17 protein-coding genes and 2 rRNA genes are annotated in these 20,351 nt (G+C 71.3%); 11 read left to right on the forward strand and 8 right to left on the reverse strand.

The genetic code is table 11. From position 1 onward, the window contains the following. Positions 1-12: 12 nt before the first annotated feature. A 23S ribosomal RNA gene (locus E4198_RS22735) occupies positions 13-3,138 on the forward strand. Positions 3,139-3,256: 118 nt separating this feature from the next. Next, a 5S ribosomal RNA gene (rrf, locus tag E4198_RS22740) occupies positions 3,257-3,373 on the forward strand. A gap of 76 nt (positions 3,374-3,449) precedes the next feature. Here the strand turns inward: rrf and E4198_RS25225 are convergent. Then, positions 3,450-3,956 (reverse strand): hypothetical protein, encoded by a 507-nt coding sequence (locus tag E4198_RS25225; protein WP_210732884.1) that lies wholly within the window; start codon positions 3,954-3,956, stop codon positions 3,450-3,452. 354 nt (positions 3,957-4,310) lie between these two features. On the opposite strand from E4198_RS25225, the gene E4198_RS25230 reads away from it, so the two are divergent. Continuing rightward, positions 4,311-5,084 carry a tetratricopeptide repeat protein gene (locus E4198_RS25230; RefSeq protein WP_247597804.1) on the forward strand — a complete coding sequence of 258 codons (774 nt, stop codon included), beginning with the start codon at positions 4,311-4,313 and terminating at the stop codon, positions 5,082-5,084. A 116-nt stretch (positions 5,085-5,200) separates the two neighbouring features. Here E4198_RS25230 and E4198_RS22750 read toward each other — a convergent pair whose 3' ends face one another. Then, on the reverse strand, positions 5,201-6,511 hold the full coding sequence (locus E4198_RS22750; RefSeq protein ID WP_136184795.1) for a DUF1015 domain-containing protein: 1,311 nt from the start codon (positions 6,509-6,511) through the stop codon (positions 5,201-5,203). A gap of 93 nt (positions 6,512-6,604) precedes the next feature. Here E4198_RS22750 and E4198_RS22755 point away from each other — a divergent pair, with 93 nt between their 5' ends. Continuing rightward, entirely contained in the window at positions 6,605-7,630 is a 1,026-nt protein-coding gene (locus E4198_RS22755; protein WP_136184796.1) for an HAD hydrolase-like protein, read from the forward strand. 77 nt (positions 7,631-7,707) lie between these two features. On the opposite strand, the gene E4198_RS22760 is transcribed toward E4198_RS22755, so the two are convergent. Both E4198_RS22760 and E4198_RS22765 read right to left on the reverse strand, forming a co-directional pair. Continuing rightward, positions 7,708-8,574, reverse strand: a complete 867-nt coding sequence (locus E4198_RS22760; protein ID WP_136184797.1) for a siderophore-interacting protein — start codon at positions 8,572-8,574, stop codon at positions 7,708-7,710. A gap of 23 nt (positions 8,575-8,597) precedes the next feature. After that, positions 8,598-9,635, reverse strand: a complete 1,038-nt coding sequence (locus E4198_RS22765) for an ABC transporter substrate-binding protein (protein WP_136184798.1) — start codon at positions 9,633-9,635, stop codon at positions 8,598-8,600. Positions 9,636-9,769: 134 nt separating this feature from the next. Between E4198_RS22765 and E4198_RS22770 the strand changes: the two genes are divergently transcribed. The 6 genes from E4198_RS22770 (at position 9,770) to E4198_RS22795 (ending at position 15,215) form a co-directional block, all read left to right on the forward strand. After that, positions 9,770-10,822 carry an iron chelate uptake ABC transporter family permease subunit gene (locus E4198_RS22770; RefSeq protein WP_136185566.1) on the forward strand — a complete coding sequence of 351 codons (1,053 nt, stop codon included), beginning with the start codon at positions 9,770-9,772 and terminating at the stop codon, positions 10,820-10,822. Continuing rightward, on the forward strand, positions 10,819-11,859 hold the full coding sequence (locus E4198_RS22775; RefSeq protein ID WP_136184799.1) for an iron chelate uptake ABC transporter family permease subunit: 1,041 nt from the start codon (positions 10,819-10,821) through the stop codon (positions 11,857-11,859). The genes E4198_RS22770 and E4198_RS22775 overlap by 4 nt, the downstream gene beginning before the upstream one ends. Before the next feature lie 193 nt (positions 11,860-12,052). Further along, complete coding sequence (locus E4198_RS22780) at positions 12,053-12,811, forward strand: ABC transporter ATP-binding protein (RefSeq protein ID WP_247597974.1); 759 nt, start codon at positions 12,053-12,055, stop codon at positions 12,809-12,811. 190 nt (positions 12,812-13,001) lie between these two features. Continuing rightward, entirely contained in the window at positions 13,002-13,445 is a 444-nt protein-coding gene (locus tag E4198_RS22785) for a hypothetical protein (RefSeq protein ID WP_136185568.1), read from the forward strand. 7 nt (positions 13,446-13,452) lie between these two features. Further along, positions 13,453-14,274 (forward strand): TlyA family RNA methyltransferase, encoded by an 822-nt coding sequence (locus tag E4198_RS22790; RefSeq protein WP_136184800.1) that lies wholly within the window; start codon positions 13,453-13,455, stop codon positions 14,272-14,274. After that, the gene (locus E4198_RS22795) at positions 14,271-15,215 is read left to right on the forward strand and encodes an NAD kinase (protein ID WP_136184801.1); all 945 of its coding nucleotides are present in this window, start codon (positions 14,271-14,273) and stop codon (positions 15,213-15,215) included. The genes E4198_RS22790 and E4198_RS22795 overlap by 4 nt, the downstream gene beginning before the upstream one ends. Here the strand turns inward: E4198_RS22795 and E4198_RS22800 are convergent. From E4198_RS22800 to E4198_RS22815, 4 genes are all read right to left on the reverse strand, one after another. Continuing rightward, on the reverse strand, positions 15,212-15,619 hold the full coding sequence (locus E4198_RS22800; protein WP_136184802.1) for a hypothetical protein: 408 nt from the start codon (positions 15,617-15,619) through the stop codon (positions 15,212-15,214). The genes E4198_RS22795 and E4198_RS22800 overlap by 4 nt on opposite strands. A gap of 11 nt (positions 15,620-15,630) precedes the next feature. After that, the gene (locus E4198_RS22805; protein WP_136184803.1) at positions 15,631-16,119 is read right to left on the reverse strand and encodes a protease inhibitor I42 family protein; all 489 of its coding nucleotides are present in this window, start codon (positions 16,117-16,119) and stop codon (positions 15,631-15,633) included. A 4-nt stretch (positions 16,120-16,123) separates the two neighbouring features. After that, positions 16,124-17,698: a peptidoglycan-binding protein gene (locus E4198_RS22810; protein WP_136184804.1), complete on the reverse strand. Its 1,575-nt coding sequence runs from the start codon at positions 17,696-17,698 to the stop codon at positions 16,124-16,126. A gap of 129 nt (positions 17,699-17,827) precedes the next feature. Then, on the reverse strand, positions 17,828-18,361 hold the full coding sequence (locus E4198_RS22815) for a WXG100 family type VII secretion target (protein WP_136184805.1): 534 nt from the start codon (positions 18,359-18,361) through the stop codon (positions 17,828-17,830). A gap of 234 nt (positions 18,362-18,595) precedes the next feature. On the opposite strand from E4198_RS22815, the gene recN reads away from it, so the two are divergent. Beyond that, a complete protein-coding gene (gene recN, locus E4198_RS22820) occupies positions 18,596-20,338 on the forward strand; it encodes a DNA repair protein RecN (RefSeq protein WP_136184806.1) in 1,743 nt (580 codons plus the stop codon). Positions 20,339-20,351: the final 13 nt, after the last annotated feature.

Consider the following 20,351-nt stretch of genomic DNA (forward strand, 5'->3'; position numbering starts at 1 on the left):
GCGAGCATCTGTGGCCAAGTTTTTAAGGGCGCACGGTGGATGCCTTGGCACCAGGAACCGATGAAGGACGTGGGAGGCCGCGATAGGCCCCGGGGAGCTGTCAACCGAGCTGTGATCCGGGGGTGTCCGAATGGGGAAACCCGGCAGTCGTCATGGGCTGTCACCCGCACCTGAATGTATAGGGTGTGTGGAGGGAACGCGGGGAAGTGAAACATCTCAGTACCCGCAGGAAGAGAAAACAACCGTGATTCCGGGAGTAGTGGCGAGCGAAACCGGATGAGGCTAAACCGTATGTGTGTGATACCCGGCAGGGGTTGCGCATGCGGGGTCGTGGGACCGTACTTCAGTTGTCTGCCGGCGGCTGGGCGAGTCATAAATTGTGGGTGTAGGCGAAGGGCATGCGAAAGGCCCGGCGTAGAGGGTAAGACCCCCGTAGCTGAAACATCTGCAACTCGTTTGTGCGGCACCCAAGTAGCATGGGGCCCGAGAAATCCTGTGTGAATCTGGCGGGACCACCCGTTAAGCCTAAATATTCCCTGGTGACCGATAGCGGATAGTACCGTGAGGGAATGGTGAAAAGTACCGCGGGAGCGGAGTGAAAGAGTACCTGAAACCGTGTGCCTACAAGCCGTGGGAGCGTCGCCGTCGGAACTTGTTCCGGCGGTCGTGACTGCGTGCCTTTTGAAGAATGAGCCTGCGAGTTTGCGGCATGTTGCGAGGTTAACCCGTGTGGGGGAGCCGTAGCGAAAGCGAGTCCGAAGAGGGCGGTTGAGTAGCGTGTTCAAGACCCGAAGCGGAGTGATCTAGCCATGGGCAGGGTGAAGCGGAGGTAAGACTTCGTGGAGGCCCGAACCCACCAGGGTTGAAAACCTGGGGGATGACCTGTGGTTAGGGGTGAAAGGCCAATCAAACTCCGTGATAGCTGGTTCTCCCCGAAATGCATTTAGGTGCAGCGTCGTGTGTTTCTTGCCGGAGGTAGAGCACTGGATAGGCGATGGGCCCTACCGGGTTACTGACCTTAGCCAAACTCCGAATGCCGGTAAGTGAGAGCGCGGCAGTGAGACTGTGGGGGATAAGCTCCATGGTCGAGAGGGAAACAGCCCAGAGCATCGACTAAGGCCCCTAAGCGTGTGCTAAGTGGGAAAGGATGTGGAGTCGCAGAGACAACCAGGAGGTTGGCTTAGAAGCAGCCATCCTTGAAAGAGTGCGTAATAGCTCACTGGTCAAGTGATTCCGCGCCGACAATGTAGCGGGGCTCAAGCACACCGCCGAAGTCGTGTCACTCACACAATAGGTCCAACGACCGTGTGGGTGGGTAGGGGAGCGTCGTGTGCCGGGTGAAGCAGCCGTGGAAGCGAGTTGTGGACGGTATGCGAGTGAGAATGCAGGCATGAGTAGCGATACGTACGTGAGAAACGTGCGCGCCGATTGACTAAGGGTTCCTGGGTCAAGCTGATCTGCCCAGGGTAAGTCGGGACCTAAGGCGAGGCCGACAGGCGTAGTCGATGGATAACCGGTTGATATTCCGGTACCCGCTGTGAAGCGACCCACATCGAATCCAGTGATGCTAAGCCCGTGAAGCCGCCGGTGGATTCTTCGGATGAAGTCGGAGTGGTGGAGCCGGTGGCCCGAGCTGGTAGTAGGTGAGTGATGGGGTGACGCAGGAAGGTAGTCCATCCCGGGCGGTGGTTGTCCCGGGGTAAGGGTGTAGGACGTCAGGTAGGTAAATCCGCCTGGCTTGTGTCTGAGACCTGATGCCGAGCCGATTGTGGTGAAGTGGATGATCCTATGCTGTCGAGAAAAGCCTCTAGCGATGTTTCATGGCGGCCCGTACCCTAAACCGACTCAGGTGGTCTGGTAGAGAATACCGAGGCGTTCGGGTGAACTATGGTTAAGGAACTCGGCAAAATGCCCCCGTAACTTCGGGAGAAGGGGGGCCACGTCTGGTGATGGGACTTGCTCCTTGAGCTGGGGGTGGCCGCAGAGACCAGCGAGAAGCGACTGTTTACTAAAAACACAGGTCCGTGCGAAGCCGTAAGGCGATGTATACGGACTGACGCCTGCCCGGTGCTGGAACGTTAAGGGGACCGGTTAGTCATTCTTCGGGATGGCGAAGCTGAGAACTTAAGCGCCAGTAAACGGCGGTGGTAACTATAACCATCCTAAGGTAGCGAAATTCCTTGTCGGGTAAGTTCCGACCTGCACGAATGGCGTAACGACTTCTTGACTGTCTCAACCATAGGCCCGGTGAAATTGCACTACGAGTAAAGATGCTCGTTTCGCGCAGCAGGACGGAAAGACCCCGGGACCTTTACTATAGCTTGATATTGGTGTTCGGTTCGGCTTGTGTAGGATAGGTGGGAGACTGTGATGCTCAAGCGCCAGCTTGGGTGGAGTCGTTGTTGAAATACCACTCTGGTCGTGCTGGATGTCTAACCTGGGTCCGTGATCCGGATCAGGGACAGTGTCTGGTGGGTAGTTTAACTGGGGCGGTTGCCTCCTAAAGAGTAACGGAGGCGCCCAAAGGTTCCCTCAGCCTGGTTGGTCATCAGGTGGTGAGTGTAAGTGCACAAGGGAGCTTGACTGTGAGACTGACGGGTCGAGCAGGGACGAAAGTCGGGACTAGTGATCCGGCGGTGGCTTGTGGAAGCGCCGTCGCTCAACGGATAAAAGGTACCCCGGGGATAACAGGCTGATCTTCCCCAAGAGTCCATATCGACGGGATGGTTTGGCACCTCGATGTCGGCTCGTCGCATCCTGGGGCTGGAGTCGGTCCCAAGGGTTGGGCTGTTCGCCCATTAAAGCGGTACGCGAGCTGGGTTTAGAACGTCGTGAGACAGTTCGGTCCCTATCCGCTGCGCGCGTAGGAGTCTTGAGAAGGGCTGTCCCTAGTACGAGAGGACCGGGACGGACGGACCTCTGGTGTGCCAGTTGTTCTGCCAAGGGCATGGCTGGTTGGCTACGTTCGGGAGGGATAACCGCTGAAAGCATCTAAGCGGGAAGCCTGCTTCGAGATGAGGACTCCCACCCCCGTTGAGGGGTTAAGGCTCCCGGTAGACGACCGGGTTGATAGGCCGGATCTGGAAGCCCAGTAATGGGTGGAGGTGACCGGTACTAATAGGCCGAGGGCTTGTCCATAGAGGCTCGCGTCCACTGTGTGGGTTCTGAGACCACAACCAGCAGACTTTCAATTGAACAGTGTGCTTGTTCGCTAGAACTCTGAGTGCCGGATCACATTCGGCAGCTCGAATAGGGTTTCGGTGGTCATAGCGTGAGGGAAACGCCCGGTTACTTTCCGAACCCGGAAGCTAAGCCTCATTGCGCCGATGGTACTGCGAGGGGGACCTCGTGGGAGAGTAGGACGCCGCCGAACAATCATTGAGAGCCGGTGGCTCCAGCGTACATGCGCTGGAGCCACCGGCATTTTTGCGTTCTCCCACAGGGAAATCTCAGACAGGAGTCACCCCATGTCCACCAATTCGTCCGACGACGATTCCGCGCGCCCCCGCCGCCAGGGGCCGCCGCGGCGGGGTGACGACCGTCCGCGCCGCCCGGGCAGGGGCGGTGACGACCGCGGCGGTTTCCGCCGCGACGACAAGGGCGGCCGGCGCCCTTACGGCGAGGGCCGGCGGGGCGACGACGGGCGCCGTGGTGGCGAGAGCGACCGGCGCTCGGACCGTGACCGAGGCTCCCGCAGCGGCCACGGTGACCGTGGCCGTGACGGCGGGCGTGACCGCGGGCGTTACGGCGACCGCGACCGCGACCGCGGGCGTTACGGCGACGGCGAGCGGCCGAGCCACAGCGGCGGCCCCCGACGCGACGACGAGCGTGGGTTCCGCCGCGACACCCGTCGCGACGACGACCGTTTCCGTGGGCGGGACCGGCGCGACGAGCGCTCCGGCGACCGTCGGGACGACCGCAGGAGCGGCCGTTGGGAGGATCGTGGCGCCGGACATCGAGGCGATGATCGGCGCAACGACCGGCGCTCCGAAGGCGGGCGCTGGGAGGACCGGCGCACCGAAGGCCGTGACCGCCGTGACGACCGTGAGCGCGGCCGTCCGGGCGGCGACCGCGGCGGCTTCCGGCGCGATGACCGTTTCCGTGGCCGGGACCGGCAGGACGACCGCAGGGGCGGTGGCCGCCGTGACGATCGTCGGGACGGCCGACGGGACGATCGTCGGGACGGCCGACGGGACGATCGTCGGGACGGCCGACGGGACGACCGCAGGGGCGGCTCGCGCGGTGACGGCCAGCCGTTGCGGCGCCTGCCGATCCCTGAGGACGTCACCGGTGAGGAAGTGCCGCGTGACGTGCGCCAGGAGCTCATGGGCCTCCCCAAGACCCTTGCCGAAGACGTGGCCAAGAACCTCGTGATGGTCGGGCGGCTGCTGGACGAGGAACCCGAGCAGGCCTACGGCTACTCCCGTGTGGCACTGCGCCTCGCTTCCCGCGTTCCGGCGGTCCGTGAGGCGGCGGGCTTCGCTTCGTACGGTGTCGGCAAGTACGCGGAGGCCCTGGCCGAGTTCCGTGCGGCGCGGCGCATGACCGGCGGTGTTCACCTGTGGCCCGTGATGGCCGACTGCGAGCGCGGGATGGGGCGCCCGGAGCGTGCCCTGGCCATGGCCGGGGAGTCCGAGGTGCGGAAGCTCGACAAGGCGGGACAGGTCGAGATGCGCATCGTCGCCGCCGGCGCCCGTCGCGACATGGGCCAGGCCGACGCGGCCGTGGTGACGCTGCAGAGTTCGGAACTGGCCTCGAACTCCGTGCAGCCCTGGACCGCGCGTCTCCGGTACGCCTATGCCGACGCGCTGCTCGAGGTGGGCCGGACGGAGGAGGCCCGTGACTGGTTCGCCAGGGCGCTCGAGGCCGACCAGGGCGGATTTACCGACGCATCCGACCGTCTGGCCGAACTGGACGGCGTGGAGTTCCTCGACGCGCTCGACGAGGAAGCCGGGGAGGAGGACGAGCGGGAAGAGGCCCCGGAGGCCCCGGAAGGCACCACCGCGGCCCAGCCCGAGCCCGAGCCCGTGTCCGAGCCGAAGAGCGCCGACAGCGACTCCGGCGAAGAGCCGCCGCAGGCCTGAGTCGACGTGTGGAGGGCGCGGGCCGGCAGGGCCCGCCCTCTCCACACACGCCCCCGGTGTCAGGCGAACCGGACGATCGATCGGATCGTTCAGCGTGCCGACGAGTGGAGCCGGCCTCAGCCGGCTTCGTCCGCGAGGTCGCGCAGCACCAGGCCGGTGGCGGGCTTCGGCCCGAACGAGGTGGACTTCCGGGGCATGGTGACGCCCTGCCCGGCCAGCTCGCGCACCGTCTCCTCACGCTCCGGGCGCAGCAGGACGGCGGTGCCGCCGCGCTGACCCGCCTGCTCCACCGCGTCCTCCGCGGAGTGCAGGTAGGAGATGTCCGACGGCCGGTCCGGGACCCGCCACACGGCGTCCAGCAGCGCCGAGTGCAGGACCGTCGCGTCCAGCCGTCGCCATGTCTCCGGCCGGTCGGTGCGGACCGTGCGTGCCAGCAGGTCCGGGTCCGGGCAGTCCACCAGATGGAACGCGCCGGTTCCCGCCGAACCCCCACCGGAGAGCAGGAAGGCGTTGCCCGGCGTCCCGGCCAGGGCCTCCAGCGCCGTAGGCAGCGGCCCGTCCACCGCCCGCACCCGGCACACCCCGTCCAGCGCCGCCAGTGCGTCGCCCAGTGGCAACCGCGGCAGCACCCGGTGGATCGCCCGAACCTGGAGCGGGTAGCGGGCCGAATCGACCAGCAGCACCAGGCCGCTGGCCCACGCCCCGGCGCCTCCGCCGCGGTGCTCCTCGGCCAGCCGCTGGTACGTCGCCCAGCGGTGGTGCCCGTCGGCGATCAGCGCCTCCCGGGAGGCGAGATCCGCACACACCGCGTCGATCTCGGCCGGATCGGTCACGGACCACAGGCGGTGCGCGAAACCGTCCTCGGTGGTGGTCGTCAGGAGCGGGGCCCGGGTCAGCGCGCCCTCGATCACGGCGGTCGCCCCCGTGACCGTGCCCTCGCTCCGGTAGGCGAGCAGCAGCGGCTCGAAGTTGGCCGCGGTTTCCCGCATCAGCGCCGCCCGGTCGGCGACGATCTCCGGGACCACGTCCTCGTGCGGCAGCACCGGCCCGTCCAGGCGCAGCGCGCCGATCAGCCCACGTTGCAGCACCTCGCCGCGCCGCTGCTCGTAGACGTACAGCGCCGGTGTCCCGTCGGCGGCCAGCACGCCCTCCCCGCGCCATCGGTGCAGGGTGTCGGCGGCCTGGCGGTGCCGCGCCGCCGGGTCGACGGTGTGCGGCAGGATCAGCCGCACGATGTTGTACGGGTCGGCCGTCTCCAGGTGCAGTACACCGTCGGGGCGCACGATGACGTCGTACGGCGGGGACGTCACCGCGGCGAGCGAACTCACGCGCTCCGGGACGTAGCGCAGTCCGCGGAAGGGCAGCAGTCGCAGGCCGTCGGTGGCCCGGGCAGGGGCGTCGTGGGCGTCGTTGCCGTCAGTGCGCATCCCGGAATGCTATGCGGACCGGCGCACGGCGCCAGGGGGCGGGTACGCGATGATCGGTGGGGAAGACACCCGACCGAGGACCAGGGAAGAACCATGCTGCGAGCCTGCGAGACGGCACTGAGCCAGGCGTACGACACCGCCCTGCTCGACCTGGACGGCGTCGTGTACGCCGGCGGCGCCGCGGTGCCGCACGCCGTCGAGGCACTCGACGCCGCCCGCCGGAACGGGATGCGGCAGGCGTTCGTCACCAACAACGCCGCCCGTACCCCGCAGATCGTGGCCGACCACCTCACCGGCCTCGGCGTGCCCGCCGCCGCGGACGAAGTAATCACTTCCGCGCAGGCTGTGGCGCGTCTCGTCGCCGAGCAGCTTCCGCCCGGCTCCCGCGTGCTGTGCGTCGGCGGCGAGGGGCTGCGCGTGGCGCTGACCGAACGCGGCCTAAAGACGGTCGAGTCCGCGGACGACGACCCGGCCGCTGTCGTGCAGGGCTACGGCGGGCCGGAGTTGGCGTGGGGACGTCTCGCCGAGGCCGCGCTTGCAGTCGGACGCGGTGCCGCCTGGTACGCCTCCAACACCGACCTCACCATTCCCAGCGGACGGGGCATCGCCCCCGGCAACGGCGCCGCTGTGGAGGTCGTCCGGATCGCCACCCGGTGGATGCGGGATGCTCCCGAACCACAGGTGGCCGGAAAGCCGCGGCCGCCCATGCACCGCGAGACGATCCTGCGCACCGGTGCCGTACGGCCGCTGGTGGTCGGCGACCGGCTCGACACCGACATCGAGGGCGCGCATGCCGGTGGCGTGGACGCCTTGCTGGTGATGACGGGGGTGACGGACGGGGCGCAACTCCTGGCCGCGCCGCCGCCGCACCGACCCTCGTACGTCGCCGCGGACCTGCGGGGGCTGCTCGCCCCGCACCCCGGGACCAGCGGCGACCCGGTGACCGGGTTCCGCTGCGGCAGCTGGCGCGCACGCGCCGCGGAAGGTGTGCTCGCCCTGGAGGGCGGCGGCGACCCCGTCGACGGCCTGCGTGCCCTGTGCGGCGCCGCCTGGGCGGCCGGGGGCGACGGCGGTTGCGACCTCGACTCCGCCAAGGCACTGGCCCGCCTGGGCTGGTAACGGCGGGGGCCGTCTGGCGCGGGCGCGCTCTCCTACGGGGGCGGCCGCAGCCCACGTGGGGTGCCCGCAGGCGGGGTTCAGTCCTCCGGGACGCGGGAGAGGCCGGCCTCGGCCTCGGCGGCGAGCTTCTCCTCCGAGGAGCCGAGCCGCCAGTAGCCGCCGAACGTCACGGCACGGCGCGCGAACCCGCGCTCGTTCACCAGATGGCGGCGCAGCGCGCGTACCGTGCCCGCTTCGCCGGCGATCCAGGCGTACGGCGCTCCCGTCGGCAGCGTCGCCGACCGCAGGGCCTCCACCGCCACGTCCGTACGGTGCCCGGACCGGCCGGACCGGACCAGCCAGGTGATCTCGGCGTCGGCCGTGGTGTCCAGCTCCGTGAGGTCGCCCGCCTCGGGGACCTCCACGAACACCCGGGCCGGCAGCCCCGCGGGCAGCGACTCCAGGATGGCGCCGAGGGCGGGCAGCGCCGTCTCGTCGCCGCTGAGCAGCACCCAGTCGGCGTCGTCCGGGAGCCGGAAGCAGACGCTCTTGTTGTCCGGAACCACCGGACCCAGCAGCGTCACCCGGTCGCCCGGGCCGGCGGTCCGCGCCCACCGCGAGGCCGGTCCGCCGTCGCCGTGCAGGGCGAAGTCGACGTCCAACTCGTCCGCGCGCTGGGCGCGGACGGTGTAGGCGCGCATCACGGCCCGTTCCTCCGGGTCCATCGCGCGGTAACGGGCGAACCAGTCCGGACCCGTCGGCACGACGGGTGCGGACTGGCCAGGGTGCGGAAGGAACAACGAGAAGCTCTGGTCGCTCCCTCCGCTCGCGAAGCCCGCCATGGCCTCGCCGCCGAGGGTCACGCGCAGCATCGTCGGACCGAGCCGGCGGGTGCGCACCACCTGCAGTTCGAAGAACGCGAACGGCGCGGCGGGCGCGGGTGCTTTGCGAGCGGCGGCACTCATACGGAATCCTTCCGTGCGCGGGGTCAGTCGACCTTCGCGGCGTCCTCGACGGCCTTCGCCAGGCGCTCCACCAGCGGGGCGGAGCCCGCGTAGGAGAAGCGCGGTTCGCTCGACCACGGGGTGACCTGGCCGGCCTTCACCGCGGGCAGGTCGCGCCAGGAGGGCTTGGCCTGCAGCTGCTCCGGCTGGAGCGTCGCGGTGCGGTCGTCGAGGAAGAGCAGGTCGGCGTCGTACTTGTCGGCGTTCTCCCAGCTCAGGCTCTCGAAGTAGCCGCCCTCGTCCAGGTTGTCCGGTGTGACGAGCTGCACGCCGAGTTCCTGGAAGAACATCAGGTCGGCGCTCATCCCCGGGTTGGAGGCGTAGAAGAGGTCCTTGCTGCCCGAGCAGGCCAGGACCTTCAGGCCGCCTCTCGCCTTCGCGGCCTTGCGGAGCCGCTCGGAGGCCTTCTCGAAACGCGCCTTCGCGGAGGTGACCTGCTGCGCCTTCAGGTCGGCGCCCAGGGACTCGGCCAGATCCGCGTAGCGGCCGATGACGTTCTTGAGGGAGGTGCGGGACGCCGTGATCGCGATGGTCGGCGCCAGCTTGACGATCTTGTCCTTGCTCTCCTCAGGCACGAACCACAGCGCACCCGGCTCGTACGTGTTGGTGATGAGCACCTGGGGACGGGTCCTGGCGTACTTCTCGATGCTGAACTCACCGTAGGCGTTGCCGATGATCTCCAGCCGGTCGACGTCGAGGTCGCCGGCCTGCGGGTCGGCCTTGCCGTTCGGTAGCTTCGTCGGGCCGAAGACGCCGACGACCTGCTCGTCGATGCCGAAGTCGTGCAGCGCGGCGGCGGTGCCGGTGAAGGCCACGATCCGGTCCGGTACCGCGTCCAGGGTGACCTTCTTCTTGCGGTCGTCGGTGAACGACCAGGAGCCGCCGTCGTTCCCGCCCGAGTCGCCGCTCTTCCCGGACGGACCGCCGTCGCCGCAGGCGGCGAGCAGAGCGCCGAGGCCGACGGCGCCGCCCGCCGCGATGACGCCGCGCCTGGTGGGAGTGGACGGTCGGGGCTCAGACATGGCAGGTGCCTTCCTGGGACGTGCTGGGGGGGGCCGCAGGGTCCGCGTGCGAGGTTAGGTTAACCTAACAAAGCACTGTCCCGTGGCCGGGTGAGTCGCGTCACCGGGCCCCGACCGGAGCCGCGTACGTGTCGCTGACCAAGTCCCCGCCGCCGGAGTCGCCCCGGGCGGCATCGCCGGGCCCCCGGCCGCCCCGCGGGCGGAACGCCGTACGCGCCGCCGGCCTCCTCGCCTCGCTGGCGCTGCTGTGCGTGCTGCTCGCCCTGAGTGTCGCCCTCGGCGCCAAGGCCCTCTCCCTCGAAGAGGTGTGGGCCGGCCTGACCGACCACACGTCCGGGAGCTGGACCGTCGTGCATGACATGCGGCTGCCGCGCACGGTGCTCGGGCTCATGGTCGGTACCGCGCTGGGGCTCGCGGGCGGGGTGATGCAGGCCCTGACCCGCAACCCGCTGGCCGACCCCGGCCTGCTCGGCATCAACGCCGGCGCCGCCGCGTCCGTCGTCACCGCCATCTCGTTCCTCGGCATCACCGGCTTCTCCGGCTACGTGTGGTTCGCCTTCGCCGGCGCCGCCGCCGTGGCCGTCCTGGTCTACACCGTCGGCGGCGGACGCGGCGCCACCCCGGCACGCCTGGCGCTCGCCGGCGCCGCCCTGAACGCCGCGCTGTTCAGCTATGTCAACGCCGTGATGCTGCTGGACACTTCGTCGCTGGACCTGATGCGGTTCTGGACGGTCGGCTCGCTCGCCGGGACACGGCCGGAAATCCTCGAGAGCCTGGGGTGGTTCGTCGCGATCGGCACGGTCGGGGCCCTCGCCCTGGCCCGTCCGCTGAACGCCCTCGCGCTGGGCGACGACTCCGCGCGGGCCCTCGGCGCCCGCCCCGCAGAGGTCCGCAGAGGCTCCATGGTGGCCGTGACGCTGCTCTGCGGCGCCGCCACCGCCGCATGCGGTCCCATCGTCTTCGTCGGCCTGATGGTCCCGCACATGGTCCGCGCGCTCACGGGCCCGGACCTGCGCTGGATGCTTCCGTACTGCGCCGTGCTCGCCCCCGTCCTGCTGCTGGCCGCCGACGTGGCCGGCCGCCTCCTCGCCCGGCCCTCCGAACTCCAGGTCGGCATCGTCACCGCAGTGCTCGGCGGCCCGCTGTTCCTGTACTTCGTGACCCGGCGGAAGGTGGCCCGCGCATGAGCGTCAAACGCGCCGCCGCAGGGAGCTGCTCCGTCGTCATCCGGCCCCGCGCCCTGGCCGTCGGCACCGGCTGCGCGGTACTCGCCCTGGTCGGCGCCGTGTTCGCGATCGCCGCCGGCAGCGGCGACTACCCGATGAACCCCCTGGACGTACTCCGGGTCCTGGCGGGTTCCGGCGCGCCCGGCGACGAGTTCGTCGTCGAGGAGCTGCGCCTGCCCCGCAGTGCCACCGCCCTCCTGGTGGGCGCCGCGTTCGGCCTCGGCGGCGCCGTCTTCCAGACGGTGGTCCGCAACCCGCTCGGCAGCCCCGACGTGCTCGGCTTCACCAGCGGTTCCGCGACCGGCGCCCTCACCGCCGTGGTCCTCGTGGGCGGCGGCAGTACCGCGCTCGCCTTCGGCGCCGTCGTCGGCGGACTCGCCACCGGCCTGCTCATCTACCTTCTCGCCTGGCGGCAGGGCGTGCACGGCTATCGCCTCGTCCTCGTCGGCATCGGTGTGATGGCCATCCTCACCGGCGTCAACGGCTACCTGCTCACACGCGCCCAGATCCTCGAAGCCGGGCGCGCCGTGCTGTGGATCACCGGCAGCCTCGACGGACGCGGCTGGGAGGACGCCCTGCCCCTGCTCGTCGCGCTGGTCGTGCTGCTGCCGGTCGTCCTGCTGTACTGCGCGCGGCCGCTGCGCATGCTGGAGATGGGCGACGACGCGGCCTCCGGCCTGGGCATACCGGTCGAACGTGTCCGCCTGACGGTGCTCACCGCCGCCGTCCTGCTGGTCTCCTTCGCCTCGGCGGCCGCCGGCCCCGTCGCCTTCGTCGCCCTGACCGCGCCGCAGCTCGCCCGGCGCCTGACCCGCGCCCCCGGCCCGAACCTTTTGCCGGCGCTCTTCATGGGCGCCGCGCTGCTGGTCGTCGCCGACCTCGCCGCCCAACGCCTGATACCCGGACACACCCTGCCCGTCGGCGTCGTCACCGGCGTCGCGGGCGGCGCGTATCTGGTGTGGTTGCTGGCCACCGAACGCAGGGCGGGACGGATATGACCCCCGCCGGCCCGCCCACGGCGGACGCCCGCCGCCCGACCCGCCGCCCCCGCACGCCCGGACGGCCGGGCACAGGAAGAGGACCCGCGACATGAAGCAATTCACCGGCACCGGCCCGGGCGTCCGGATGACGAAGGGCGAGTCCCCTGCGGCCGGTGGCGGCATCGACGCCACCCGGCTCGCCGGGGTGGACATGACCCTCGCCTACGATCAGCGCACCATCGCCCGCGCGCTGTCCGTCTCCGTCCCCGACGAGTCCTTCACCGTCGTCGTCGGCCCCAACGCCTGCGGCAAGTCCACGCTGCTGCGCGCCCTGTCCCGGATGCTGAAGCCCGCCGTGGGCCGGGTGTTGCTGGACGGCCGCGACATCGCGGCGCTGCCCGCCAAGCAGGTCGCCCGCACCCTCGGCCTCCTGCCGCAGTCCTCCCTCGCTCCGGACGGCATCACCGTCGCCGACCTCGTCGGACGCGGCCGCTACCCGCACCAGAGCCTGCTGCGCCAGTGGTCGCGCGAGGACGAGCGGATCGTCGACCGGGCCATGGCCGCCACCGGCGTCTCCGCCCTGGCCGACCGCTTCGTCGAGGAGCTCTCCGGCGGTCAGCGGCAGCGGGTGTGGATCGCGATGGTGCTGGCCCAGGAGACGCCGCTGCTGCTGCTCGACGAGCCCACGACATATCTGGACATCGCCCATCAGATCGACATCCTCGACCTGTGCGCCGGGCTGCACGAGGACGGCCGCACGGTGGTGGCCGTCCTGCACGACCTCAACCACGCCGCCCGGTACGCGACCCACCTCATCGCGATGCGCGACGGCCGCGTCGTCGCCGAGGGGCGGCCGCAGGACGTCGTCACCGCGGAGCTGGTGGAGAACGTCTTCGGCATGCCGTGCCGGGTCATCGACGACCCGGAGACCGGCACCCCCCTGGTCGTCCCGGCCGCCCGCCGGCGGTAGCCGCCTCCCGCACACGGGGGCGACTTTGCGCCGTCGGCGCGACGGGCCGCGCGACCGCCCGCCCCGAACGGGTAGCGTCGCCCCCATGAACGACGCGACGCCCGGCGACGCCCCGGACCAGCCCGGACCCCGTCCCGGCCCCCGCCCGCTGCCGGGCCCGCCGCCGCACGGACCGGGGGCGCCCGGACCCGTGCGCCGCCCGCTGGGCACGCACGGCGGCGCGGGTCCGCACACGCCCGCTCCCGCCGCTCCCGAGCCGGCGCCGAAGCCCGCTCCGGAGGCTCCAGCTCCGGGGACGTCCGGGCCCGGCACGCCCGGGCCAGAAGCGACCGAGCCCGATGCGACCGAGCCCGGCCCGCCCGAGGCGGCGACCCCCGCCAACGCCCTTGCGGACGCGCGCCACGACGGCCTCGACGCGCACCACGACGGCCGCCCGGACGAGGAGGACCATGGTCCGCAGCCGCTCGGCGTGCGAATCGAGCAGACCGGCGACCCCGACGTGGACGCGCAGCTCCAGCGCCTGGAGGACGCCGACCACCTCGCCGTGTCCGGCCACCTCGAGGTGTACGAGGATGTGCACCGCGGCCTGCGCGACACGCTGACCGCGCTCGACCGGCACGACACCAGGAGCTGACCCGCACGTGGCTGCGACCCGCCCGCAACGCAAGCGTCTCGACGCGGAACTGGTGCGCCGCAGGCTCGCCCGTTCCCGCGAGCACGCGAGCCGGCTGATCGCCGAGGGGCGGGTGACCGTCGGCGGTGCGACCGCCACCAAGGCGGCCACCCAGGTCGAGACCAGCGCCGCTCTCGTAGTCCGGGAGGACGACGCCGACCCGGACTACGTCTCCCGAGGCGGCCACAAGCTCGCCGGCGCTCTCGAGGTCTTCGTCCCGCAGGGGCTGGAGGTCACCGGCCGCCGCGCGCTGGACGCGGGCGCGTCCACCGGCGGGTTCACCGACGTGCTGCTCCGGGCCGGGGCCGGACACGTCGTCGCCGCCGACGTCGGCTACGGCCAGCTCGCCTGGTCCCTCCAGAGCGACCCGCGCGTCACCGTCAAGGACCGCACGAACGTACGCGAGATGACCGCGGAGGACGTGGACGGCCGGCCCGTCGGCCTGGTCGTCGGCGACCTGTCGTTCATCCCGCTCGGACTCGTGCTGCCCGCGCTCGTCCGGTGCGCCGCACCCGACGCCGACCTGCTGCTGATGGTCAAACCGCAGTTCGAGGTCGGCAGGGAACGGCTCGGCAGCGGCGGCGTGGTGCGCAGCGCCGCCCTGCGCGCGGAGGCCGTGCGGACGGTGGCGGAACGGGCGGCGCACCTCGGCCTCGGCGTGCGCGGCGTCACCGCCAGCCCGCTGCCCGGGCCGTCCGGGAACGTCGAGTACTTCCTGTGGCTGCGCGCCGGTGCACCGAAGCTGGATCCGGCGGACGTCGAACGAGCGGTGGCGGAGGGGCCCCAGTGACGACGAAGGCGACCGAGACGACCCCGGGGACGCGTGCGGAGGCCGACGCCGCCCGCACCGTCTTCCTGCTGGCGCACACCGGGCGGCCCGCCGCCGTCCGCAGCGCCGAACTCGTGGTCCAGGGACTGCTGCGCAACGGCATTGGTGTGCGCGTGCTGGGCGACGAGGCCAGCGACATGCCGCTGCCCCCCGCCGTGGAGACCGTCGAGGCCGCCCCGGACGTGCTCGACGGCTGCGAACTGCTCGTCGTGCTGGGCGGCGACGGCACGCTGCTCCGCGGCGCGGAGTTCGCGCGCGCGTCGGGTGTGCCCATGCTCGGCGTCAACCTCGGCCGGGTCGGCTTCCTCGCCGAGGCCGAACGTGACGACCTGGACCGGGTCGTGCACCGGGTGGTCGGCCGCAGCTACGAGGTCGAGGAGCGTATGACGCTCGACGTGCTGGTGCGCAACGACGGCCAGGTGGTGCACACCGACTGGGCGCTCAACGAGGCGTCCGTCGAGAAGGCCGCCCGCGAACGCATGCTGGAGGTCGTCACCGAGGTCGACGGCCGGCCCGTCACCGGGTTCGGCGGCGACGGCGTCGTCTGCGCCACGCCCACCGGCTCCACGGCCTACGCTTTCTCGGCCGGCGGCCCCGTGGTGTGGCCCGAGGTGGAGGCCCTGCTCATGGTGCCGATCAGCGCCCACGCGCTGTTCGCCAAGCCGCTGGTGACCGCGCCCGAATCGGTGCTCGCCGTGGAGGTGCAGCGGCAGACCCCGCACGGCGTCCTGTGGTGCGACGGGCGCCGCAGCGTCGAACTCCCCGCCGGCGCCCGGGTGGAGGTCCGCCGTGGCGCCGTCCCGGTACGTCTCGCCCGACTGCACCACGCGTCGTTCACGGACCGCCTGGTCGCGAAGTTCGCCCTCCCGGTGGCCGGCTGGCGTGGTGCCCGCCGCCCCTAGGCGGCGGAGCGGCGGGTCGTGACGCGGAGGGAGAGGATCTCCGCGACGGCCTCCAGCCAGCGCGCCGCCTGCTCGTCGCCGTCCGGCCCGGTGACGACCGTGGCCGCCGTCTCCAGCCAGCCGCGGACCTGTTCCGCGGCGGCCTCGCCCGGCACGGGCCCCTCCAGTTCCGCCGCGTAGCGGGCGCCGCCGCTGCGGACGACCTTGGCGAGGAACGCCACCGCGCGCGGCGGCACGCCCAGCCGGTCCAGGCGCACGGCGGCACCGACGGCGCCGTCGCCGAACAGCGCGGTGCGGTGCGGCCCGCCGAACGACAGTCCGTAGCGCAGCATCGCCGCCGGATCGGCCTGCGCCAGCTCGTCGTCGGTCCGCGACGAGGGCGGGGGAGTGGATGCGGAGTGCATGCGTGCCTCGGTCATTTCACGGTCACGGTGTAGGTGTGGATCTTCGCCCGGTCCTCGGCGTCGGGCGTGGGGCTCCCGCTCGGGACCGGGCTGGGCACGACCGGCCCGCCACTGTCCCCGCCGCCCGTGCAGGCGGTGTAGGGGCACTGGATGAGGCGGATCTTCGTGGTGCCCTCGCCCACTGCCTTGAAGCGGAAGGAGTGCGTACCCTTTGCGCCGCCCTCCCCGACTCCGCTCCCGCCCCAGTCCTCTTCGTCGGCGACATCGCGCACGACCGCGTCGTCGGGCCGGGGCACGGTGACGTACCAGTGCTCGCCCATGGCGACGTCGAGCGGTACGGAAAGGGTGAACTCCTCGCCCACCTCGGTTCGGATTCGCCGGTCGTCGAGGCCGTGTGTGTCGGAGCCGAAGAGGCTGCAGCCTGCGAGGGCGAACACCAGCAGAATGCAGGTGGCGGACCCTCGTCCTGTTGAGCGGGCGGTGCGGTGCATGGTGCTCATTTCGTCAGTCGGCGGGCAGATGAACGGCGTAGGCGTCGGGGAACCGTTCGTCGGAAGCCGCCTGCATGTTGCCGTTGACGAAGTCGTCCTCACTTACCCATGTCGTGGTTCCCCACGGGTTGTAGATCTGCAGCATGTCGCCCTCCTGGCCGACGATCATCATTGCGTGCCCCTCACGGCCGTTCGGGCCGTAGCCCTCCACGCCGATCGGCACCGGCTTGCCCTCGGCCACGGACTTCTCGATCTCCGGCAGCACGTCCCGGCGGGCGTCCGCGCTGCGGGTCTCCTCGAACTCGTAGCCGCTTCCGGTATGCGGGCTGATCTCGTCGTTGACGATCTCGGTCTTCCCCTCGTTGTCCATGCCCGCAGGGGTGTCGGAGAACCAGCCGTCGTAGTTGCCGTCTCCCTCTTCGTGCAAGCGCATCTGCTCGTCGCCGAGACGTTCTCTGAACGCCTGAGGATCGTCCTCCTGGCCCGAAGGCCCTCCGGTCAGCTCCAGCGCGTACACGGGGTCGACCATGGCACGGGCCGTGACCGTTGAGGAGGGCACACACGTGGCTCCCTCCTGTGACCAGTTCTCGTCTCCGCGCCCCGCCGCGAACGTCTGATCCTCGGTGCCGACCTTGCTGCCGTAGCCCGTCGTGATGGGCGATAGGTGTTCCTGGAGCCAGACCGGGTCCTTGCCGTGGATCTTGTCGCGGAACTCCCCGACCTCGTCGAGGCTGTAGCCCGCCGCGAGTGCCTTGACGAGGTAGGCGCGTTCCTGAGGGGACCCGGAGTCGGCGAGCATCCGTTCGAACTCGACCTGCTCCTGCGGGCTCATCTTCTCCAGGTGACGCCCCGACCGTTCCAGGTCGTTGGCCGTCAGGAGCTCGTTCTGCTCCAGCGGGCCGCCGACCTGGCCGATGTCGGCGAGGACGAGGCGGTCGGCGGCGGAGATCTCGTCCGTCCGCATCTGTCCGGCGCGCGCCTCGGAGGCGAACTTGTTGAGCACCCGCGCGGCCGTCCGCGCCGCGTCGTCCGCCTTGACGGCCGCCGCGTGCAGCTCGTCCGCGCCCCCGACGGCGATCTTCTGAGCACGCTTGCGTTCCTCCTCCTCGGCGTCCTTCTCCACCCAGTCGTCGAAGAAGCCGTCCTCGCCGCCGAGGATGGTGCGGGCCCGACGCAGCTGGCCGCGGCCGGACTCGTCGGTCGACTGCGCGGAGGTCAGGGCGTCGGACAGGTCGTACAGCGCCTTCGACGCCTTGCGGAACGCCTCCTCCATCTGCTCGGCGGAACGGCCGGCGGCGGCCACAACCTCGGCGGCCCTGGCGCCCGTGCCGCCCACCCAGACCGAGGGGAGGCCGGACCTGGCCACCGCTTCGACGCGGGTCTGCACGTCCCCGGCGTCGTCGGCCTGGCTCTTGTACGTCTTCGCGAGGCCGTCCAGCGTGCTCGGGGAGCCGACGGGTGCCGAGACGTCGAGCAGTTTGCCGATCGCGTCGAGCAGGGTGTTCTTGTCCCCGGCGTCGGAGACGGACTTCCGGTGTCCGGCTATCGCTTCCCTGCGGTCGGTGGTGGATTCGCCTACTGCGGCCATGACGTGTTCGCCCCGTGGGTGGTGGGTGGGTGACGGCGGACGCGCTCACCGGGCCGGCCGCGGCGGGCGCGGCCGTCGGGGCGCACGACGGGAGATGCGGAGGTTCGGTGAGGCCTGCTGCGGTGGGGCTCAGCCGAAGTCGGCGAGGCCCGGGGGCGTGTGCCTGGCCGGTGCGGGTCCGCCGACGAGGGGCGGGTCGCCGAGGGCGGCGGGGCGTTCGCCGGGCACGGGCCCACCGACGAGCGGCGGGTCGCCGATGACTGCGGGGCGTTCGCCGGGCGCCGGTCCGCCGGTGACCCCCGGGTGGGGGAGCGTGGCCGGGGCGGGCATCGTCGTCAGGCCGTCTCCGCCGACGGCCGAGTTCAGCCCGTTCTGCGCGAAGGCGTCGGCGCCCTGGTAGTTCTGCTGCGAGATGCGGACCTTGTCCGCCAGCTCGTGCAACGCGGCCTCCAACACCTTCGCCTCGGCCTGCCAGGCGTCGGCGAAACCGTCGTGGGCCGGGCCCGAGTCCGAGCCGCCCAGCGTGTCGGCCGGGTAGCACACCTGCATGTCGACCGCCTTGCGGATGTCGCCGACGTCGTCGCCCGCCCGGTCGAGCTTGCCGGCCTCGCCGGCCATGCCGCTCTTCCGGACCTCGTAACCGTTCCCCGCCTCGCCGGACATGCCGCGTCCCCCTGCTCGCTCCGACCGGCACGCCCCCTCGGCCCCGGTACGCCGATCATGAGCATACCCGCGCTCGGTGTCATGACCACGGACGCCCGGTGCAGGTCAGGTGCCGTTGCCGTGCCGACACGCCCGGCACGGGCGGACGTGCCGCCGTGGCTCGTGCACCCGTGCGGAGGGCCCCGCAGGGAGGGCGTACGACGGCCGGGGGTGGTTTCCGGCAGGGAACCTCGTATGGTCGTATCCGTGTTGCAGGAGATGCGGATCAAGGACCTCGGCGTGATCGACGACGCCGTCGTCGAGCTGTCGCCCGGTTTCACTGCGGTGACCGGCGAGACCGGCGCGGGCAAGACCATGGTCGTCACCAGCCTCGGCCTGCTGCTCGGGGGCCGTGCCGACGCCGCCCTGGTGCGGGTCGGAGCCAGGTCCGCCGTCGTGGAGGGCCGCATCGTCGTCGCACCGGACGCCCCCGCGGCCGTACGGGCCGCCGAGGCGGGCGCCGAACTGGACGAGGACGCGCTGCTGGTCAGCCGTACCGTCTCTGCCGAGGGCCGCTCCCGGGCCCACGTCGGTGGCCGGTCCGTCCCGGTCGGGCTGCTCTCCGACCTGGGTGACGACCTGGTCGCGGTGCACGGCCAGACCGACCAGCAGGGGCTGCTGCGCCCCTCCCGCCAGCGCCAGGCGCTGGACCGGTACGCGGGCGACGCCGTCGCCGGGCCGCTCGCCGCCTGGGGCGAGGCCTACAAGCGGCTGCGCTCGGTCACGCTGGAGCTGGAGGCGTTGACCACCCGGGCCCGCGAGCGGGCGCAGGAGGCCGACCTCCTGAGGTTCGGCATCGAGGAGATCGCCGCCGCCGAGCCCCGCGCGGGGGAGGACGGCGAGCTGGCCGCCGAGGCGGAACGTCTCCGCCACGCCGAGGCCCTCGCCTCGGCCGCCGCCACGGCGCACGGCGCGCTCGCCGGCGACCCCGCCGATCCCGAGGGCGTGGACGCGAACGCGCTGGTCGCGGGCGCCCACCGCGCGCTGGAGGCGGTACGCGCCCACGACCCGGCGCTGGCCGCCCTCGCCGACCGGCTGAGCGAGGTGTCCATCCTGCTCACCGACGTCGCCGGGGAACTCGCCGGCTACGCCGACGACCTGGACGCCGACCCGCTCCGTCTCGCCGCGGTCGAGGAGCGCCGAGCCACTCTGACGCAGCTCACCCGCAAGTACGCCGACGACATCGCGGGCGTCCTCACCTGGTCCGAACGCAGCGCCGCCCGGCTCACCGAACTCGAGGGCGACGACGACCGGATCGGCGAACTCGCCGCGGAACGCGACGCGCTGCGCACCGAGCTGGCCGGTCTGGCCGCACAGCTCACCGAGGCACGTACGGGCGCGGCGAAGCGGTTCGCGGACGCGGTGACCGGCGAGCTGGGCGAACTGGCCATGCCGCACGCCCGGGTGTCGTTCGCGCTGCGCCGCACGGAGGACCCGCAGGGTCTGGAGATCGACGGTGGCGCCTACGCCTACGGGCCGCACGGCACCGACGAGGTGGAGCTGCTGCTCGCCCCGCATCCCGGGGCGCCGCCCCGGCCGGTCGCCAAGGGCGCCTCCGGTGGCGAACTGTCCCGGGTCATGCTGGCCGTCGAGGTCGTGTTCGCGGACTCGGACCCGGTGCCGACGTACCTGTTCGACGAGGTCGACGCGGGAGTGGGCGGCAAGGCGGCGGTCGAGGTGGGGCGACGCCTGGCCCGGCTGGCCCGTTCCGCGCAGGTCGTGGTCGTCACCCATCTCCCGCAGGTGGCGGCGTTCGCCGACCGGCACCTGGTGGTGGAGAAGACCGACGACGGCAGCGTCACGCGCAGCGGCGTGCAGGCGATGGACGGGGAGGACCGGGTGCGGGAGCTGTCGCGGATGCTCGCCGGTCAGGAGGACTCGGAGCTGGCGCGGGCGCACGCGGAGGAACTGCTGGAGGCCGCCCGCGCCGAGGCGTGACCGTGCGCCACGC

Source organism: Streptomyces sp. RKND-216 (genome assembly GCF_004795255.1).
Classification (GTDB): domain Bacteria; phylum Actinomycetota; class Actinomycetes; order Streptomycetales; family Streptomycetaceae; genus Streptomyces; species Streptomyces hazeniae.

Coding starts and splice junctions, on each gene's coding strand:
- E4198_RS25225 (WP_210732884.1), bottom strand. CDS start 3,956: ATGTCCGGCGCCACGATCCTCCCAACGGCCGCTCCTGCGGTCGTCCCG.
- E4198_RS22750 (WP_136184795.1), bottom strand. CDS start 6,511: ATGCGCACTGACGGCAACGACGCCCACGACGCCCCTGCCCGGGCCACC.
- E4198_RS22755 (WP_136184796.1), top strand. CDS start 6,605: ATGCTGCGAGCCTGCGAGACGGCACTGAGCCAGGCGTACGACACCGCC.
- E4198_RS22760 (WP_136184797.1), bottom strand. CDS start 8,574: ATGAGTGCCGCCGCTCGCAAAGCACCCGCGCCCGCCGCGCCGTTCGCG.
- E4198_RS22765 (WP_136184798.1), bottom strand. CDS start 9,635: ATGTCTGAGCCCCGACCGTCCACTCCCACCAGGCGCGGCGTCATCGCG.
- E4198_RS22775 (WP_136184799.1), top strand. CDS start 10,819: ATGAGCGTCAAACGCGCCGCCGCAGGGAGCTGCTCCGTCGTCATCCGG.
- E4198_RS22780 (WP_247597974.1), top strand. CDS start 12,053: ATGACCCTCGCCTACGATCAGCGCACCATCGCCCGCGCGCTGTCCGTC.
- E4198_RS22800 (WP_136184802.1), bottom strand. CDS start 15,619: ATGCACTCCGCATCCACTCCCCCGCCCTCGTCGCGGACCGACGACGAG.
- E4198_RS22805 (WP_136184803.1), bottom strand. CDS start 16,119: ATGAGCACCATGCACCGCACCGCCCGCTCAACAGGACGAGGGTCCGCC.
- E4198_RS22810 (WP_136184804.1), bottom strand. CDS start 17,698: ATGGCCGCAGTAGGCGAATCCACCACCGACCGCAGGGAAGCGATAGCC.
- E4198_RS22815 (WP_136184805.1), bottom strand. CDS start 18,361: ATGTCCGGCGAGGCGGGGAACGGTTACGAGGTCCGGAAGAGCGGCATG.
- recN (WP_136184806.1), top strand. CDS start 18,596: ATGGTCGTATCCGTGTTGCAGGAGATGCGGATCAAGGACCTCGGCGTG.